This window comes from Mycolicibacterium palauense, from assembly GCF_002592005.1.
Classification (GTDB): Bacteria; Actinomycetota; Actinomycetes; order Mycobacteriales; family Mycobacteriaceae; genus Mycobacterium; species Mycobacterium palauense.
Genome location: NZ_NVQF01000067.1, coordinates 16,298 through 34,534 on the forward strand (window position 1 = coordinate 16,298; position 18,237 = coordinate 34,534).

Annotated in this window: 18 protein-coding genes; 11 read left to right on the forward strand and 7 right to left on the reverse strand. The window is 68.1% G+C overall.

Going from position 1 to position 18,237, the window contains the following annotated elements; translation table 11 throughout:
* Positions 1–57 precede the first annotated feature (57 nt).
* The 4 genes from CSR00_RS21960 (at position 58) to CSR00_RS21975 (ending at position 5,522) form a co-directional block, all read left to right on the forward strand.
* Positions 58–2,253 (forward strand): molybdopterin-containing oxidoreductase family protein, encoded by a 2,196-nt coding sequence (locus CSR00_RS21960; RefSeq protein ID WP_281259747.1) that lies wholly within the window; start codon positions 58–60, stop codon positions 2,251–2,253.
* Complete coding sequence (locus CSR00_RS21965; RefSeq protein ID WP_099024549.1) at positions 2,250–3,893, forward strand: FAD-dependent oxidoreductase; 1,644 nt, start codon at positions 2,250–2,252, stop codon at positions 3,891–3,893. The genes CSR00_RS21960 and CSR00_RS21965 overlap by 4 nt, the downstream gene beginning before the upstream one ends.
* A gap of 228 nt (positions 3,894–4,121) precedes the next feature.
* A complete protein-coding gene (locus tag CSR00_RS21970; protein ID WP_099024550.1) occupies positions 4,122–4,802 on the forward strand; it encodes a hypothetical protein in 681 nt (226 codons plus the stop codon).
* A 12-nt stretch (positions 4,803–4,814) separates the two neighbouring features.
* Positions 4,815–5,522, forward strand: coding sequence for a TetR/AcrR family transcriptional regulator (locus tag CSR00_RS21975; protein ID WP_099024551.1), 708 nt, complete (start codon positions 4,815–4,817; stop codon positions 5,520–5,522).
* Positions 5,523–5,543: 21 nt separating this feature from the next.
* Here CSR00_RS21975 and CSR00_RS21980 read toward each other — a convergent pair whose 3' ends face one another.
* Positions 5,544–6,215 (reverse strand): PaaI family thioesterase, encoded by a 672-nt coding sequence (locus CSR00_RS21980; RefSeq protein ID WP_176562188.1) that lies wholly within the window; start codon positions 6,213–6,215, stop codon positions 5,544–5,546.
* 364 nt (positions 6,216–6,579) lie between these two features.
* Positions 6,580–7,485: a LysR substrate-binding domain-containing protein gene (locus CSR00_RS21985; RefSeq protein WP_099024553.1), complete on the reverse strand. Its 906-nt coding sequence runs from the start codon at positions 7,483–7,485 to the stop codon at positions 6,580–6,582.
* Between the two features lie 75 nt (positions 7,486–7,560).
* Between CSR00_RS21985 and CSR00_RS21990 the strand changes: the two genes are divergently transcribed.
* From CSR00_RS21990 to CSR00_RS22005, 4 genes are all read left to right on the forward strand, one after another.
* Complete coding sequence (locus CSR00_RS21990; RefSeq protein WP_099024554.1) at positions 7,561–8,772, forward strand: acetyl-CoA C-acetyltransferase; 1,212 nt, start codon at positions 7,561–7,563, stop codon at positions 8,770–8,772.
* Complete coding sequence (locus tag CSR00_RS21995) at positions 8,769–9,587, forward strand: CoA transferase subunit A (RefSeq protein ID WP_099024555.1); 819 nt, start codon at positions 8,769–8,771, stop codon at positions 9,585–9,587. Before CSR00_RS21990 ends, CSR00_RS21995 begins: the two co-directional genes overlap by 4 nt.
* Positions 9,584–10,240, forward strand: coding sequence for a 3-oxoacid CoA-transferase subunit B (locus CSR00_RS22000; RefSeq protein WP_099024556.1), 657 nt, complete (start codon positions 9,584–9,586; stop codon positions 10,238–10,240). Before CSR00_RS21995 ends, CSR00_RS22000 begins: the two co-directional genes overlap by 4 nt.
* A gap of 159 nt (positions 10,241–10,399) precedes the next feature.
* Positions 10,400–11,044, forward strand: coding sequence for a flavin reductase family protein (locus CSR00_RS22005; protein WP_099024557.1), 645 nt, complete (start codon positions 10,400–10,402; stop codon positions 11,042–11,044).
* A gap of 14 nt (positions 11,045–11,058) precedes the next feature.
* Here CSR00_RS22005 and CSR00_RS22010 read toward each other — a convergent pair whose 3' ends face one another.
* Together CSR00_RS22010 and CSR00_RS22015 are read right to left on the reverse strand one after the other, a co-directional pair.
* Positions 11,059–12,732, reverse strand: a complete 1,674-nt coding sequence (locus CSR00_RS22010; RefSeq protein WP_099024558.1) for a cation:proton antiporter domain-containing protein — start codon at positions 12,730–12,732, stop codon at positions 11,059–11,061.
* A 214-nt stretch (positions 12,733–12,946) separates the two neighbouring features.
* Positions 12,947–14,026, reverse strand: a complete 1,080-nt coding sequence (locus CSR00_RS22015; RefSeq protein WP_141564433.1) for a YncE family protein — start codon at positions 14,024–14,026, stop codon at positions 12,947–12,949.
* 128 nt (positions 14,027–14,154) lie between these two features.
* On the opposite strand from CSR00_RS22015, the gene CSR00_RS22020 reads away from it, so the two are divergent.
* Positions 14,155–15,144, forward strand: a complete 990-nt coding sequence (locus CSR00_RS22020; RefSeq protein ID WP_099024560.1) for an NAD-dependent epimerase/dehydratase family protein — start codon at positions 14,155–14,157, stop codon at positions 15,142–15,144.
* 43 nt (positions 15,145–15,187) lie between these two features.
* The gene (locus CSR00_RS22025) at positions 15,188–15,790 is read left to right on the forward strand and encodes a COG4315 family predicted lipoprotein (RefSeq protein ID WP_099024561.1); all 603 of its coding nucleotides are present in this window, start codon (positions 15,188–15,190) and stop codon (positions 15,788–15,790) included.
* A gap of 17 nt (positions 15,791–15,807) precedes the next feature.
* Here CSR00_RS22025 and CSR00_RS22030 read toward each other — a convergent pair whose 3' ends face one another.
* Both CSR00_RS22030 and CSR00_RS22035 read right to left on the reverse strand, forming a co-directional pair.
* Positions 15,808–16,347 (reverse strand): hypothetical protein, encoded by a 540-nt coding sequence (locus CSR00_RS22030; RefSeq protein ID WP_099024566.1) that lies wholly within the window; start codon positions 16,345–16,347, stop codon positions 15,808–15,810.
* A gap of 112 nt (positions 16,348–16,459) precedes the next feature.
* Positions 16,460–17,062 carry an MPT63 family protein gene (locus tag CSR00_RS22035; protein ID WP_176562189.1) on the reverse strand — a complete coding sequence of 201 codons (603 nt, stop codon included), beginning with the start codon at positions 17,060–17,062 and terminating at the stop codon, positions 16,460–16,462.
* A gap of 158 nt (positions 17,063–17,220) precedes the next feature.
* Here CSR00_RS22035 and ppk2 point away from each other — a divergent pair, with 158 nt between their 5' ends.
* Positions 17,221–18,021: a polyphosphate kinase 2 gene (gene ppk2, locus CSR00_RS22040; protein ID WP_099024562.1), complete on the forward strand. Its 801-nt coding sequence runs from the start codon at positions 17,221–17,223 to the stop codon at positions 18,019–18,021.
* A 57-nt stretch (positions 18,022–18,078) separates the two neighbouring features.
* Here ppk2 and CSR00_RS22045 read toward each other — a convergent pair.
* A partial coding sequence (locus CSR00_RS22045; protein WP_281259748.1) for a sigma factor-like helix-turn-helix DNA-binding protein occupies positions 18,079–18,237 on the reverse strand: 159 nt, incomplete at its 5' end.

Below are 18,237 nucleotides of genomic sequence, written 5' to 3' on the forward strand. Positions count from 1 at the left end.
AAAGGTCGCGGGAGACGCTGAAGGTCCCGACATCGTCGCTCCTCGAAGGAGTCACTCTTGCGTGTCGAAAAGCCAACATACTGCCGAATATGCGAACCGTTGTGCGGCATGATCGCCACCGTCGAGGACGGCCGACTCGTAGGACTTCGAGGCGACACCGCCGACCCACACTCTCAGGGATTCTGCTGCGTCAAGGGCTTGTCGATGACCCAGATCGTCAACGATCCCGACCGCGTCACTGTCCCCCTGCGCCGGGTGGGTGGCCCCGGCGAATTCGAGCCGACCACCTGGGACCAGGCACTCAGTGATATCGGGGCACGACTCCGTGGTCTACGACAACACACCGGGCCGAAGTCTCTCGCCGTACATGAGGGCAACCCGCCGTATTTCAGTTTCGCGGCCGCCATGTGGGGGAAGTCCTTCGCGAAGGCGATCGGCACTCCGTGGTTCTACGGGGTGAACTCCGAAGACGGCGCCTCACGAGTCGCGGCCTACAAGCTCCTCTACGGCCACTGCGCGCACATGCCCATCCCCGACGTCAGGCGAACCGGCGCGCTGCTCATGTTGGGCGCCAATCCCTTCGTGTCCAAGGGAAGCTTCATCCACGACCCGCTCCTACGCCAGCACATGGCGGAGATCGTCGAACGCGGAGGCAGGGTGTGGGTCGTCGACCCCAGGCGGACGACAACCGCCGAACAGTTCGAGCACATCGGGATCCGGGCGGGCACCGACGCGTGGTTCCTGCTGTCGCTTCTGCACGTGATCGTCGAGCGCGACCTGTACGACCGGGCCTTCGTCGCCGCCTGGACTACGGGGTTCGAACGCTGGAAGCGTGAACTCGAACGGTTCACTCCAGAGTTGTGCGAACGACTCACGGGTGTGCCCGCGGCGACCGTGGTGGACGTGGCCGAGGCCATCGCCGGCTCTCGGTCGGCTGTGGTGTACGGGCGAACCGGCACCTGCACGCAGCGATTCGGCACCCTGACCAATGCGCTGCAGGACTTCGTGAACATCGCTACCGGAAACGTGCAGTGCCCGGGTGGCATGGTATGGGCTTGGTCCCCCGTCGCCATCGGCCCGATCGCCGAGGCGATGAAAATGGCCACATTCGACGCCGTTCGCACACGGGTGAAGGGACTTCCGGACACCTACGGCTTCCTACCGTCCAGTGCCTTGGCTGACGAGATCCTGACTCCCGGGGAAGGGCGGATTCGGGGGATGGTGATGATCGGCTCCAACCCCGTCGTCACAGCCCCGGCTGGGCAGCGACTCGCCGAGGCGCTCGAGGATCTCGACGTCTTCGTTGCCCTTGACTTCTACATGAACGAAACGAACCGCTACGCGGACTACATCCTACCCACCACCAACATGTATGAGCGCCAGGACAGCCCTCTTCACTTCGCCAACCGTTACGTCAGACCCAGTCTGAAAGTGACCGATAGGGTTGTCGATCCACCGGGACAGGCTCGTGAAGAGTGGGCCATCCTGGATGACATCGCGAAGAGCATGGGCATCGGAAGCGCCCATGGCTACCGCGTACAGCGACTGCTCGCCCGCGCCGGGTTGCGGATGACGCCGCGGGGCATGGCGGATCTGCTGATCCGTACTGGGCCCGTCGGGGACCTGTTCGGCCTCCGGCGCGGGGGATGGTCGTGGCGCAAACTCGAGCAGCGGGCACCCAGCGGTGTGGTGCTGCACGAGTTTCTGCCGTTGGCCCCGTTGAAGAAGTTCATCAAGACGCCCAACCGCAAGATCCCTCTCGACCACCCGACACTTCTCGGCGAGCTTGAACGGCTCAAAGCGGCCGACGGCGACGGAGCGTCCAGCCGATATCCGTTGCGGATGATCGGAATGCGCGAGATGACTTCGCACAATTCCTGGATGCACAACTCGTCTCGGTTGATGCCACCGTCGCGTCGGCACTCCATCCGAATCAGTCCGGTCGATGCCGCGCGGCTTCGCATCGTCGACGGCGACGACGTCACAGTCACCTCTCCCGCGGCGCAGCTCGTCACCGTGGCGACGGTCACCGACGAGATGACTCCGGGCACGATCGCGGTGCCGCACGGGTGGGGTCATCATGGGGGCTGGCGGCGGGCGAACGCCGCCGCCGGGCCGACATCGAATCTCCTGTCATCGGAGGTCGAGGCAGCCTCAGGCACATCGGTTCTCAACGGCATCCCGGTTCGGGTGGAACCACTGCTGGCGACGGTCGCAGCTGATGAACTCGATGCATCGGCGGGCGACCGATGAGCCACGTGATAACCGGGGCATGCTGCAACGACGCCGCCTGCGTGGCCGTCTGCCCGGTCAACTGCATCCATCCCGCACCCGGCACGGCGGAATTCGCAACGGCAGAGATCCTCTATGTCGACCCTAGGACCTGCATCGATTGCGGCGCCTGCGTCGAGGTGTGTCCGGTGGACGCCGTCGGCCCGGACTACCGTTTGGCACCGGCCCGCGCCGCGCGTTACCGGGACCTCAGCGCCGCCTTCTTCGCCGACTACACCTATGACCAACCCGGCTTCCTCGATCCCGTCCCCGCAGTTCTGCCGGGCCGGCACCTCAGCGTCGGCGTAGTCGGATCGGGCCCCGCGGCCGCCTACGCCGTCGAGGCGCTACTGGAGGCATGCCCCACAGTCGAGGTTCATGTATACGAGCGCCTGGTGACGCCCTGGGGCTTGGTCCGTTACGGCGTCGCGCCCGACCACCAGGACACCAAGAATGTGACTCGCGGATTCGAGCGGATCATGGACAGCGACCAGGTGAGAGTCCACCTCAACGTCGAAGTCGGAACTCATGTCTCGCACGACGAGTTGATGCAACATCACCACGCAGTCCTCTATGCGGTCGGGGCATCGCAGGACCGCTCACTTGGGGTCCCGGGCGAGGATCTTGCGAATTGCCATTCGGCACGGGAATTCGTGGCGTGGTACAACGGCCACCCCGAGGCCGCAGGACTGAATGTGGACCTCACTCATCGGCGAGCGGTAGTCGTGGGCAACGGCAATGTTGCTCTCGACGTCGCGCGGGTCTTGGCAATGGACATAGATGCACTGGCGTGCAGCGACATCGCCGATCACGCGTTGGCCGCGCTGCGCCGGAGCGAAATTGAGGAGATCGTCGTCCTCGGGCGACGCGGACCCGCGGAGGCCGCCTACACCACACCGGAGTTGCTGGCCCTGGCCGATACGCCCGGCGTCGACCTGGTCGTCGAACTCCCTACCGACCCTCCGGGTCCGATCCGGACGACGACCGCACGAGTCAAGGCCGAGATCACCGCGGAGTTGTCCAACCGACCTCACTCGGGTTCTCGCCGGGTGGTGCTGCGCTACCTGACCTCTCCCGTGGAGATCCTCGGAGCGGATTCCGTCCATGGGATCCGCGTCGTTGGCAACGAACTGGTGGTCGACCACGAAGGCACCGTCCGGGCGCGCGCCACGCAGGAAGTCGATGAGGTCGAGTGCGGTCTGGTGTTGCGGGCCGTCGGCTACCGCGGGGCTCCGCAGGACGGATTGCCGTTCGATGCCGCACGTGGTGTGCTTCCGCACCGTGCGGGCCGCCTGATGGACGGCGAACGCGAGGTGACAGGCGTCTACACCGCAGGGTGGATCAAACGCGGATCGACCGGGGTCATCGGGACCAATCGTGGCTGCGCGCAGGAGACGGTCGCCTCCCTTCTCGGCGACTTCGCGGCCGGCCGATTGCCGAACCCGGGCGCCACAACGGCGGAACTGGAGTCGCTGCTGGCACAACGTCAGCCCCTGGCGGTCACTCTCGATGGTTGGCATCGGCTGGACGTATTCGAACGAACCGGCGGGCGCCGGCAGGCTCGCCCACGTGTGAAAGTCGTCGACGCGGCGAAAATGGCATCGCTGGCCACTGCGCACTGACTCGCCTGAGGACAGCCCCGCCCCCCACCCGGCCCGGCCTCCCGGGACTGCCCGACACGTCACCTCACCGCGCCGGTCGGACGGAGACTCCTGCGGGTCAGCACTCTCCTCATCCCGGCGCCGTCGAGACACCGGCAGATCGCCGTGACATATCAGCCCTCGTCAGCTCCGATTTACTGTAGTGTCCGCTATATTATCTTTGCGCCAGGTCCAATCAAGGAGTCAGACGTGCCCCAGAACCGCAACCTCATGCTGTTGGTCTGGACGGGTCCGATCGGCATCGTGCTCGTCCTGCTCGGCTGGATGGTGATGGCCGGATTTCTGCCGCCGCCGTCACCGACGATTACCGGTGGCGCACTCACCGACTTGTGGTCACACCAGACGAATCTGAAACGTGCCGGCATGGTGTTGTGTGTCTGGGGCGGGGTCTTGTATGTCCCCTTCACCGTTGCTGTCGGAATTCTGCTGCGTCGCAGCCAATCCGAACACGGCGTCCTGGCCGCGACGCAGACTGCTCTGGGCACCTTCGGAACCGTCTTCTTCTCGCTCAACTTTCTGGTACTCGCCGCGGTCGCCTACCGACCCGACCTCCCGCCCGAAGTGCTGCAGCCCTTGCACGACCTGGGCTTCTTCATGACATTCGCCCCGGTGGCACCGTTCACCCTCCAATATCTCGCCATCGGTATGGCCGTCCTGCAGGACACGTCCGATCGCCCCCTCTTCCCCCGGTGGGTCGGCTACGCCAACCTCTGGGTGGCCGTGCTGTTCATTCCTGCCTGCGCCATCCCCTTCTTCAAGACCGGTCTAATGGCCTGGAATGGGCTGCTGGCGTTCTGGATTCCGGTAGCGGTATTCGTGGCGTGGTTCTTCATCATGTTCACCGCCATGAGAAAGGCAGTGGCCCGCTAGTATCGCCTCACGGTGGACAGCCAGAACAGCAGAGGACCGGCCAAGGCCGAGTCAACGCCACAGAGCGCGCTGCAGCGCGCCCGGGGGCGCCCCAAACGGTCCGGCGGTGACGGCGCCCGACGTCGGTTGCTCGACGCGGGCCGTCACGCCTTCGCCGTGGACGGATTCTCCGGTGCCTCGGTGCAGACGATCCTCGAACGTGCCAATGTTTCCGCGCCGGGCCTCTACCATCACTTCGGGAGCAAGACGGGGCTATTCGTTGCCGTATCCGAAGAGGTCTATGCCCGCTTCCTCGAGCAGCTGCGGTCCGCCACCGAAGACATCGAGAGATTCGACGAGGCGCTTGCGGCGGCCATCACCGCTGCCGTCTCCATTCACCGAAACGATCCCACTTTGGCGCCAATGGCGATCGCCGTGCAGATGGATGTCCGACGGGATGCCGAGCTACGCAGGGAGTTATCCGCCATGGTTGGCGAGTTCCGTTCTTTTGCTGAGTCTTTGGCTCGCCGAGAGGACGCCTGCGCCGGCGACGCCACCAAGCTGCGGGCGATGACGCTCGGGGTGATCGCACTCCTCAACGGGTTGAGCACCCTGGCGGTAACAGTCCAAGATCCGGACGATTTCGCTGCTGCCGCCAACGCGTTGACTGCCCTGGTGACCCAGCTAGATCACGGCGAAGGACGACGGCAAGCTCGCCGGCGACAGGCAAGGCAGCACTGAGTCACCGGTGTAGGTCCGCCATCACTCCGTCGGGCGTGCCCGCCGAGCCGTCACCGTCGAGACCGTGCACAGTTCACCACGTCCGCCCCGCCCCAGTACCTCGACCACCGCCGAGGACCGGCCCACGTGATAGAGATGTGCGACCGCGACGAACGGCGCCCCGGCCACCACGGGCCGCAGATAGTTCGTATGCACGTGGGCGGTGTACAGATCCGGGTTGCGCTCGCCGATCGCCGCGGCGGCCGCGAGTTCGGTCACGCAGGCCGACACCCCGCCGTGCAGGATGCCGAATCCGTTGACCCAGCGCCCGGGCTCGGCCATCGACACCTCGACACCGTCGGCAAGCCGTCGGTAACCGAGCCCGAGCACCTCATCGATGTCGAGCACGGCAGATTCTTCGGGGGATGTCGCCGAGACGTCAGCCACCGGATCGTCGGCCGTGGCGGGAACGTACGCCGTGCGCGCCGTACCGACCGCCACGAGGGCTCCCGCGGTGTCGGTGATGCGGCACTGGACAAACGACTCGTCGCCCTGTGCGGTGTCGACCGCCTCGGCGACCAGCGTATCGACTCTCGGCAGTTGACCGATGACCTCCAACGTCAGCTCCGAGGTGAGCGACCAGGTTCGTTCGGGCCGGCGCATGTACGGCAGTTCACCGAGGATGTGATCCGCCAGAACCATCAGGACGGCCATGCGGGGCCGCCCGCCCACGTCCAACCCCCACGCCGGAACGCGGTGCACGCAGTGGTTCCCACCCGGGTCGGTGGGCCTGCAATCCCGGAGGCCGAACCTCGTCTCGACCGCTGTCGGGTCGCCGATCATGCACCATGTCCCGGTGGCATCGGGCTGTTGAATGCTGCCGATCATCGCCAACACCGGTCGTAGACCATGACTTCCTTAAAGTATGTTCAATTATCTTCTATTGATGACTAGCTGTACTTTCATCAAGTTCAGATGTGCATCGACTCACTTTTTCTATCACATAGTCAAAACTGGCCAAGAGGTGGTCGGCACTCATGTGGCCGCCGCCCTGCTCACCCTGGTCGGCGGGACGGGGTCACGCGTCGGCGGTACCCGTTGCCGAGACGATCCGGGTGAGCACCCGCAGCACACCGGCGATGAGTGCCTGATTGACGTTCGCCCCGTATGCGGCAATCAGGTCGATCCCGAGCGACTCGGGCGTCAACGGTCGATATCGCACGCCGGCGACCTCCAGCGCGGCCGTCGGCGCCGGGACGATCGCGATGCCCAGGCCCGCGGCCACCAGGGTCACCAGCGTCGATGTCTCGGACACCTCGTGCCGGATCCGGGGTACGAACCCGGCGTCGGCGCCGAGGCGCGTCACCACGTCTCCCATCACGGACCGGCCGCGTCCGGCGTGCACGACGAACTCCTCGGCGCGAAGATCACCGATCCGGATGTGGGTACGCGCGGCCAGCGGGTGCCCGTCGGGCAGCGCCACCAGTAGCGGGTCCCGGCGAAGTGTCACGGTGGTGATCTCGGGCTGCTCCACGGGCGGCCGCAACAGGCCGAGATCGATCTCCCCCGTCGCCAACGCGGCCAGCTGCGCCGGGGCGAGCATCTCACCGCGGACACTGACCTCAAGCCCCGGCAGAACCTCGCCGAGGGCACGGACGAGTTGCGGCAGAAGCGAATAGGTGGCCGATCCGACACAACCGATCGCGAGCGAACCCTCGACGCCCGCGGCGATGCGACGGGCCTGATGCGTGGCCGCCTCGACCTCGTCGAGGATGTTGACGGCCCGGCGAAGGAAGGCCCGACCCGCATCGGTGAGCTCCACGCTGCGGGTGGTGCGGCTGAGCAGTTCGGCGCCGACTTCCCGTTCCAGTTGGCGGATCTGCTGGGACAGCGGGGGCTGAGCGATGTGCAACCGCTCAGCGGCGTGCCCGAAATGCAGCTCCTCGGCGACGGCGCGGAAGTATCGGAGATGTCGCAACTCCATACTAAGACTCTAGACATCTGAAACACGTAGTAAAAAGTATTTCCGAATATCTATTGAGCTTCATAGGCTCGATCCATGGATGTGGTGATCTGTGCTCCGATACGAACACCGGTGGGCCGGATGGGGGGATCGCTGGCGTCGTTGACCGCGGCCGATCTGGCCACGGCGACACTGCGAGAACTCGTCTCACGCACCGGCCTCACCGAGGGCGACGTCGACGACGTCATCCTCGGCAACGGCTACGCCAGCGGTGAGGCGCCCGCGATCGGCCGGATCGCCGCGCTGGACGCCGGCCTCGGCACGGCCGTGCCCGGACTGCAGATCGACCGTCGCTGCGGCTCCGGCCTGCAGGCCGTGCTCTACGCGGCCGGACAGGTGGCCACCGGCGCCGCCCGGCTGGTAGTGGCCGGCGGGGCGGAGTCGATGTCCAACGTCGAGCACTATGCGCTCGGCCTGCGCACCGGTGTGCGCCAGGGCACCGTCGCGCTGGTGGACCGGCTCGACCGCGCACGCGAGACCGCCGGCGGCGCCGGCCACCCCATTGCCGGCGGAATGATCGAGACGGCGGAGAACCTGCGCCGCGACTACGGGATCACCCGCGAGGCCCAGGACGGGCTGGCGCTCCGGTCCCATCAGCGCGCCGTCGCCGCCCACGAGAGCGGCAGATTCGCCGAGGAACTCGTGCCGGTGACCATTGCGGGGCGCCGTGGTCGGCCGGACACGGTTGTCGATCGTGACGAGCATCCCCGCACCGACATCACCGAAGACACGCTCGCCGGCCTGCGGCCCATTCGCGTCAAGGTGGACTCGGCCTCGACCGTCACGGCCGGCAACGCCTCCGGGCAGAACGACGGCGCCGCCATGTGTGTCGTCACTACCGATGCCCAGGCCGGCAAACTCGGTCTGACACCACTTCTGGCGCTGCGCTCGTGGGCGGTGACGGGCTGCGCGCCCGAGACCATGGGCATCGGGCCGGTCGCGGCCACGAAGGCCGCGCTGGACCGGGCAGGGCTCGGCCTCGACGACATGGACCTCATCGAACTCAACGAGGCGTTCGCCGCGCAGGTACTCGCGGTGCTCGCGGAGTGGAAGCTCGACCCGCTCGACGAACGGCTCAACCCCAACGGTTCCGGCATCTCGCTCGGGCATCCGATCGGCGCGACCGGCGCCCGGATCCTGGCCACGGCGGCCCACGAGGCTCGGCGCCGCCGCGCCCGTTACGTGCTGGAGACCATGTGCATCGGCGGGGGTCAGGGTCTGGCCGCCGTCTTCGAGGCGCTCCGATGAGCGCCGCCCCTCACACACCTGGAGCAGCCACGACACCGGACAAGGTGGTCGCGTCGACCGCCGCCGCCGTGGACGACATCCCCTCGGGATCCAGCCTTGCCGTCGGCGGCTTCGGACTCGCCGGTATCCCCTGGTTCCTCATCGAGGCACTGCTCGAGCAGGGCGCCGACGAGCTGACCATCGTAAGCAACAACTGCGGCGTCGACGGCGCGGGCCTCGGCCTGCTGCTGGAGGCCCACCGCATCAGCCGCGTCATCGCCTCCTACGTCGGCGAGAACAAGGAGTTCGCTCGCCAGTACCTGGCCGGTGAACTCACCGTCGAGCTCACCCCGCAGGGAACGCTGGCCGAACGACTGCGCGCCGGGGGCAGCGGGATCGGCGCCTTCTTCACTCCGACCGGGGTCGGAACGCTGGTCGCCGAGGGTGGTCTGCCGTGGCGCTACCACACCGACGGCAGCGTCGCGTTGGCGTCCCCGCCCAAGGAGGTCCGCACCTTCCACGGTCGGCAGATGCTGTTGGAGGAGTCCATCGTCACCGACTACGCCCTGATCCGCGCGGCCGTCGCCGACCGCGCCGGCAACTGCGTCTTCCACGCGGCCGCGCGCAACTTCAATCCTCCCGCGGCGATGGCCGGGGCCATCACGGTGGTCGAGGCCGAACGGGTGGTCGACGTCGGCGAGCTGGGGCCCGACGAGATCCACCTGCCGGGCATATTCGTGCAGCGCGTCGTCGAACTGACCCCGGAACAGGCCGCCCGCAAGGGAATCGAGAAACGCACCACCCGGCCCCGCCCCGGTGAGGAGGCGGCACGGTGAGCTGGACCCGTATCGACATGGCCGCGCGCGCGGCACGGGAGCTCCGTGACGGCGACTACGTCAACCTCGGCATCGGCCTGCCGACCCTGATCCCGGACTACCTGCCCGAGGGCTCCGCGGTCACCCTGCACGCCGAGAACGGCATCCTCGGCGTCGGGCCCTTCCCCTACGACGACGAGGTGGATCCCGACCTGGTCAACGCCGGCAAGCAGACGGTGTCGGTGGTGGCCCGGTCCTCGTTCTTCGACTCCTCCACCAGCTTCGCCATGATCCGCGGCGGACACGTCGACGTCGCGGTGCTCGGCGGTATGCAGGTGTCTGCCGGCGGTGACCTCGCCAACTGGATGGTGCCGGGCTCGATGGTCAAAGGCATGGGCGGTGCGATGGACCTGGTCAACGGCGCCGCACGCGTCATCGTGTTGATGGACCACGTGGCGAAGTCGGGGGCACCCAAACTCGTCGGACACTGCGACCTGCCGCTGACCGGCAGGGCCGTCGTGCAGCGCGTCATCACCGATCTCGGCGTGTTCGACGTCACCGGAACCGATTTCGCTGTCCGCGAGCTCGCACCGGAGGTCAGCTACGACGACGTCGTGACCCACACCGCGGCACCGGTCAGCGATCGTCGCCGGCGCGGCGAGGCCACCGGATAGGATCGCGTACGCGCATCCGGGTCGGTGCCGGTCGGGAACCCGCCGGCCTGCGTCCCCGGATGTCGGACGGCCGGCCTCCGTCGCGACACTGCTTCGTAGAGCCGGCAGCGGTGCGGAGAGGACACGGCGGCACCGTGCACGAATCGGACGAGGTGGACGATGGCAGGCAAAGATGCACACTTCTACCGGACCGCGGATGGCACCGGGCTGCCGCACGATCCGTTCAACGCCATCGTCGGGCCGCGGCCGATCGGATGGGTCTCGACCCTCGGCGGCGATGGCATACCCAATCTGGCGCCCTACAGCTTCTTCAACGGCTTCAACTACCATCCCCCACTCATCGGTTTCGCCTCGGTGGGATGGAAGGACAGCGTCGCCAACATCGACGCGACCAGAGAATTCGTCTGGAATCTGGTGACGCGGGATCTGGCCGAGGCGATGAACGAGACGTCGGCCTCAATCCCCGCCTCGGAGAACGAATTCGAGCGCGCGGGACTTACCGCCGTACCGTCCGAACTCATCTCGGCACCGCGCGTGTTGGAGAGCCCGGTGAACTTCGAATGCGTGTTGACACAGTTGGTTGCGCTCACCGACGTCGACGGCCACGAAGTCGGAAGCTGGCTGGTACTTGGGCAGGTCGTGGCGGTTCACATCGACAGGCACCTGCTGGTGGACGGCGTCTACGACACGACCGCTCCGACGCCGGTGCTGCGCACCGGCGGCCCGGCCGGCTATGTGGCGATCACACGGGACGCGGTGTTCACGATGGTCCGCCCCGACGATCGTCCTCGGGGGCGTCGGTAGTTCCCGGGCCTCCGCTACGCTCGGCCGCCGCGCCCATCCTCGGTCGGCTGCACGCCGTCCTCGGTCGGCGACTCGACGACGCCGTCCGCGCCGGCGGTGCCCTCGGGTTCGACACGGATGTCACCGCGGCCCACCTGGTCCGCCAGCTCCAGCCCGGCACCCGCGTAGACGTTGAAGGCGATGTCCACGCCGTGTTCCCTGGCCCAGGCCACCTCGTCGTCGTAGCGCGCCACCGCGGCGACGTTTCCGCTGAATCCCGATTCACGCAGACATTCGAGCGCCGTGACGTTGGCGCCGTGGCGCGGCATGGCCAGCACCGCGATGCGCACCGAGTCGGAGCGTCGTAGCCGGTTCCAGAAGTCCAGGTCGGTGGCGTCCCCCTCGATGACACGCAGGCCCTGGTCGGCCAGCCGCCCGATCCGCGGGCCGTCGTAGTCGACACCAACCACCCGCAACCCGTAGTGCTCGGTCAGCCGCTGGTAGGCGGCGAAGCCCACCCGGCCCATGCCGATCACCACCACCTCGGCGTCGCCGGCGTCGCCGGGGCGTTCCTCGGGTTGCAGGCTGTGTTCGTCCTGAGCCGGCAGGCGTGCGGCGATCTTCTCCACCATCAGGTGCCCGCGACCGTTGACCAGCGCCGAGACGACGAAGCTCAACGCCACCGCGATCGACATCTCCACCAGCCAGGCCGGCGCCAGCATGCCGGCCGAGACCCCCACCGACACGACGATCAGACCGAATTCGGAGTAGTTCATCAGCCCCAGCCCGGTCAGGATCGAGGTGCGGTGGCGCAGCTTCATCCGGGACAGGATCGCCACATACCAGGCCGCCTTGAACGGCAGCAGCAGCAGCATCAGCAGTGCCACACCGACGGTGGGCAGGTCCGGCAGCCCGGTCAGGCCGATCGACACGAAGAACCCCACCAGCAGCAGTTCCTTGATGTGGAACAGCGAGCGCGCGAGCTCGGAGGACGCCGGGTGCGACGCCAACAGGACGCCCATGATCAGCGCCCCCAGGTCGCCCTTGAGCCCGACGGCGGAGAACAACGCGTACCCGGGCACCAGGGCCATCACGATCCCGAACAACGACTGCATCTCACCGTGGCCCAGCCGACCCCAGATCTTGCGCAGGATCCGGGTCAGCGGCCACAGGCCCACCAGCGCCAGCGCCCACGGGCTGGGCAGATGACCGCTGGTCGCGGTCAGGAACACCACGGCGACGATGTCCTGCATCACCAGGACGCCGATGGCCAGGCGCCCGTAGAGGGCGTGCGACTCGCCGCGTTCTTCGAGGACCTTGACCACGAACACCGTGCTGGAGAACGACAGGGCGAAGGCCAGCAGCGCGATCGTCTGCATGCTCTGCCCGGCCAGCATGGCCACGCCGGCCACGGCGGCCAGCCACATCGCGGCGCCGCCGAGCACCACGGAGATGAGCATGTGCGCCGAGGTGGTCAGCCACACCTCGCGACGCAGCAGGATCCGCACGTCGAGCTTGAGCCCGATGGCGAACAACAGCAGGGTGACACCCAGATCCGCGATCACCTCCAGCTGCGGGACCTCCGCGACGTTGAGGGCGTTGATGACGAAGCCCGCCGCCAGGAACCCCACCAGTGGAGGCAGACGCAGCGCCATGGCCAGGCCGCCGAGACCGAAGGTGACGACGAGATAGATCGCGACAACTGTCATGCGCGGCCCCTTTGCTGATCCGGCCCGGGCGACGGCCGGCGCGGTCGCCGGCCCCGATGTGCTCCTGGAGTTGTACAAGTATCCCGGCAAATGCCAATTCCTTCCGGGAACGCACCATCGCTTCCCCGTGCCGCGATCGACCGCGCCGTCACAGACGCCGCGAATCCGTCACGGTGACGAAGTCCGATCCGGCGGCCGGGACGCCGGCCCATCGCTAGGGAAGCAGGCCGACGGGAAGGATCTGCAGGCTGCCGCCGCCGTCGGCTCTGCTGCCGGTCACCAGCACGGTGCCGGTATCCCCAACGACCGCAACCGAATTGGGCTGGCGTACGGTGGGCACATCGCCGAGCAGCCGGCTCTGGCGTGGGTCGGTGACGTCGACGACACGCAGCCTGTTGGATTCGGTCAAGGTGATGTACAGACGCCGGCGGCCTGGATCGTAGGCCAGCCCGTAGGGCTTGCCCGGCGCCTCGATCCGAGCCACCTCGCTGATCCGGGGGTCGATCCGTTCGATCAGGACCGCGCCGCCGTCGGTGTCGGCGAAGGCCGCCAACTCGCCGGACAGGGCCACGGCATGGGTCAGCTTGACTCCGACCGGAGCGTGGGCGACCTCGCGGCGTGACACCGCGTCATAGACCCACACGCCGTTGCCCCGCACGTCGGCCACGGCGACGTAGTCACCCACCGCCGCCACCCCTCCGGGTTGCGGCGGACCCGCCGGCAGCGTGGCCACGACGTGACCGTCGCGCACGAAGATCACCCCGCCGCCGCCCTCGCTCGTCACGACGATGGTGCCGTCGGCGGTCGTGGTGGCCTCGTGCGGCTGCCGGCCGACACCGCCGACCCTCGACAGAACCTGCCCGTCGGCCAGGCTCAGTTCGAGTAACTCATCGGTGCCCTCCAGCGCCACCAGGACGGGCCCGTCCGGTCCGGTCAGGCTCAGATGGCGGGCCGCGCTCGGCACCGGAACCCGTGAGCGCTCGGCCCCGGTGGCCGCGTCGACGAGCACGATCGCGTCGGGACCTCGCACCGCGACCGCCGCGGTGCCCGACTGCCCCACGACGATCCCCTCCGGCGCGTTGCCCAGCGGAACCACCTGTCCGGCCGGTGTCGACGTGGGTTCGCCCGCCCGTGCGGGCTCGGCCGGCGGCGCCGGGGCGGCGGTGCTGGTCGAGGGGGCGGGTCCTCCGTTGTCGGGCGGGACGACCGGGGCCGGGCCGGGTGCGCTGCCGCACCCGGCGACCAGCACCCCGGCGACAAACGCGCCGATCACGGCTGTGGGACGCCGACGCATCACTACACAGTGCCCTGCGCGGCTGCCCGGCAAACGCGCGGGGTCGGATCGGCTCGCCAGCGCAGGTGTTCCGGTAGCGTCCGGACAGGGCCGCAACCCGACGGCGCCGCAGCTCCGGGAGGCACTCGATGCATGTTCTCGTCACCGGCGGTACCGGGTTCGTCGGCGCGTGGACCGCCAAGGCCGCCCAGGACGCCGGGCACCGGGTGCGGTTCCTCGTGAGAAATCCCGACCGGCTGGCCACCAGCGCCGCCCGGATCGGCGTCGGCATCGGCGACCACGTCGTCGGCGACATCGCCGACAGTGCGTCGACGGCCGCGGCACTGGACAGCTGCGATGCCGTCATCCACTGTGCGGCAATGGTTTCCACCGACCCCGGCCGCGCCGACGAGATGTTGCACACCAACCTCGAAGGGGCCCGCAACGTGCTGGGGGCCGCGGCGGGCGCGGGAATCGACCCGATCATCCACGTCTCGAGCTTCACCGCACTGTTCCGCCCCGGCCTCGAGCGCCTGCACGCCGACCTGCCGGTGGTCGGTGGCAGCGACGGCTACGGCAGGTCGAAGGCCGCGGTCGAGGCCTATGCACGGGGCCTGCAGGACGGCGGGGCGCCGGTGGACATCACCTATCCGGGCATGGTGCTGGGCCCCCCGGCCGGTGACCAGTTCGGCGAGGCCGCCGACGGCGTCGAAGCCGCGATCAAGATGCGCGGTGTTCCCGGGCGCAGCGCCGCCTGGATCGTCGTGGACGTGCGTGATCTCGCCGCGCTGCACGTCGCGCTGCTCGAACCGGGCCGGGGCCCGCGCCGCTACATGGCCGGCGGCCAACGGGTGACCGTCGCGCAGCTGGCCTCGATGATCGGCGACGCCGCCGAGACCTCGCTTCTGGTGTATCCGATTCCCGATACCGCACTGCGCGGCGCGGGGCGCATCCTCGATGTCGTCGGCGGCTACCTGCCGTTCGAGACGCCGATCAACTCCGCCTCGATGCAGTACTACACCCAGATGCCGCCGTCCGACGACTCGCCCAGCGAACGCGACCTGGGCATCGACTACCGCGACCCGGCCCGGACGCTGACCGACACCTTCAACGGCCTGCGGCAGGTGGGCCGACTCTAGGGAACCGGTTTCACCGACACCGGTCCCGGGGAACGCAGTCGGCATGCCCATCGGAACGACCCCGACACCGAGCGCCCCCGTCCGCCGCCGCACCCTCGCCACCAGACCCCTGGCGGCCGTGCTGGCCCCGCTGGCGCTGACCCTCGCCGGCTGCGGAGTCGGCGACACCGGTGCGCCGGAGAACATCGCGTCGGCCACGAGCTCCTCCCCGACGGTGGCCGCCACGGCCACCGACACCGAGGTGCCCGCGTCGGTGCCGTCGACCGACCGGATCCCGCCGGTGGGCCCGACGTTTCTGCGCACGGCCGACACCGACGACCTCGGCACCATCATCGTCGACGGCTCCGACCGGACGCTCTACGTCTTCTCCGGGGACACCGCGGAGAACGCCACCTGCTATGACGCCTGCGCCGACACCTGGATGCCCCTGCTGTCGACCGGAAATCCCGCCGGGGGCATCGGCATCGACACGACCGCGACCGGCACCGTGACCCGCCGCGACGGCAGCGTCCAGGTGGCCTACCACGGGCACCCGCTCTACCGGTATGCCGGCGACACCGCCCCGGGACAGATCGACGGCCAGGGCCTCAGGGTGTTCGGCGGCGTGTGGTCGGTGCTCACCCCCGACGGCGAACCCGTGGCCTGAGCTCGGGAACGGGCCGGTCAGCTTCCGCTGCCGCCGACCTCCGCGGGCAACGGGTCGCTCGGGGGTTCCGGTTCGGCCGTGGGGTTCGAGGGAGATGTCGAGGACGGTGTCGAGGGTGTCGAGGACGTGCTGCTCGGCATGTCCCCCGCTCCGTGGAAGTCCACCCACGGCTCGTCCCGCAGAACCTTGCTGCCGGAGCTGATCACCAGTTCCTTGGACGTCACCATGTATTCGATGCCGTCGTTGTCGGCGACGAAGACACCACCGCCCGACGAGGTCGCGGGCAGCACCAGTCGCGCCCCGTCACGGACCCGAACACCGCGGTACTCGTAGGCGCCGCCGGGGGACCTGCAGATGGCCACCCGCGAGTCACCGGTCGTTCCGAAGACGACCGCGGTGTCCGGCGAGGCGCAGCGGGCCGTCGAGTCGATGTAGCCCCGATCATCGGAGGGCGGGGCGGCGGCGGCCGCCGGTAGCGCGGTCAGTGCCGCGAGCGCGGCCGCACACCCGGCTGCGGCGGCACAGGCGCGCACGGCGCGGGGTCGGGACCTGGTCATCACCTTCACAGAACACGAACCGGGTCCGGGTGCGCGAGCGTCGCCACCGAAACTCGACCCATTCGTTAGCGTCTCGACACCGCATCCCGACACCGAAGGTGCGGCGGCCGGGCTACCCCTCGAGGGTGACCTCGGTGTCCTCGACGATCAGCTCGTCGGGGCCCACCAGGACCTCCTGCTCGTCCACCACCACCTCGTCGCCCTCGATGTAGACCTCGATGTCGTCGAGCACCACCTCGGGCTGGACCCAGACGATCAGATCCTGGCCCAGCGAGTTGTACACGACGCTGTCGGGCTGGGCACCGGTGACGTCGAAGTAGATCTTGCCCGAGGTCTCCTGCCCCTCGGCCAGCGTCGCCGGGTTGACCCCGTAGGGGGTCGGGACCTGGAACAGTGCCCGATAAGTCTGACCGTTGGCGGCACGGGCGTTGAAGTCGGAGACGATCGGCGTGACCGCCCCCTGCAGCGCCTCGTCGGTGGCGATGGCCTCCCAGAGGATGCCCTGTACCGGATAGGCGATGGTGTCGGTGCTGGGTTGCAGCTCATAGACGGTCCAGCCCTGCACGACCGGTCCGTTGACCAGTTCTGCCTGACTGCCGATCGAGGTGACGGTCGCGGAGCTGTCCTCGGCCAGCGCGGGCGCTGCGCCGACGACGACGACGGTTCCTGCCCCGGCCGCCAAACCCGCGGCCAGAAGGGCGATGTTGATTCTCATGCGGTTCACTCCTGAGTCGGCCAACTGGCGACTCCCCCTGTGAGGGGTGTCCCACCACAGGAAACTATCAGGAACACCACCTTGTGGTCCCAGGCTTGAGAAACCTTCTGCAGGTGAAACGGCCGCTGTGAGCCGTGCCGGTGGCAGGATGTCACTCGATGAGCGAGGAGCACGAACCGCGGAAGATGAAGCGCAAGGCCTACGAGCAGGAGCTTGCCCGACTCGAGGTCGAGTTGGTGCGGCTTCAGGAGTGGATCAAGGCCAAGGGCCTCCGGGTGGCGGTGGTCTTCGAGGGCCGCGATTCCGCGGGCAAGGGCGGCATCATCAAGCGCATCACCTGGCGGCTGAACCCGCGTGTGGTGCGGGTCGCGGCCCTGCCCGCCCCGACCGAACGGGAGAAGACGCAGTACTACCTGCAGCGCTACATCCCCTACCTGCCCGCGGCCGGCGAGATGGTGCTCTTCGACCGCAGCTGGTACAACCGCCTCGGCGTCGAGCGGGTGATGGGTTTCTGCACCGACGACCAATACGAACGGTTCCTCGAAATCTGCCCCGTGTTCGAGGAGAGCCTGGTCCAGGACGGCATCATCCTGATCAAGTACTGGCTGCACATCCGCGACGACGTGCAGGAACAACGGTTCCGGCAGCGGGCCACCGATCCACGTCGGCAGTGGAAGCTCTCACCGATGGACGTGGCCTCGTGGAACAAGTGGATCGACTACTCGCGGGCCCGCGACGTCATGCTCACTCACACCGACACCGACGTCGCCCCCTGGTACATCGTCGACGCCAACATCAAGCGCAACGCCCGGCTCAACGTCATCCGCCACCTGCTCGGACAGTTCGACTACGAGACCCTCGAACACGAGATCATCGAGTTCCCGCCGCGGCCACCGGTCGGCGACTACGTCGCCCCGCCCATCGACGATCTGCGGATCATTCCCGACCACTACGGATGATCCGGGGATGATCCGGGGATGATCCGGGGATGATCCGGGGATGATCCGGAATCCGGCTCACGCCGCCCCGCGCACAAAGCCGCGGTCCCTGGCCACGTCGCGCAGCAGCTCGCGCAGCTGACGCCGGCCGCGATGCAGCCGCGACATCACCGTCCCGATCGGGGTGTCCATGATCTCGGCGATCTCCTTGTACGGAAAACCCTCCACATCGGCGTA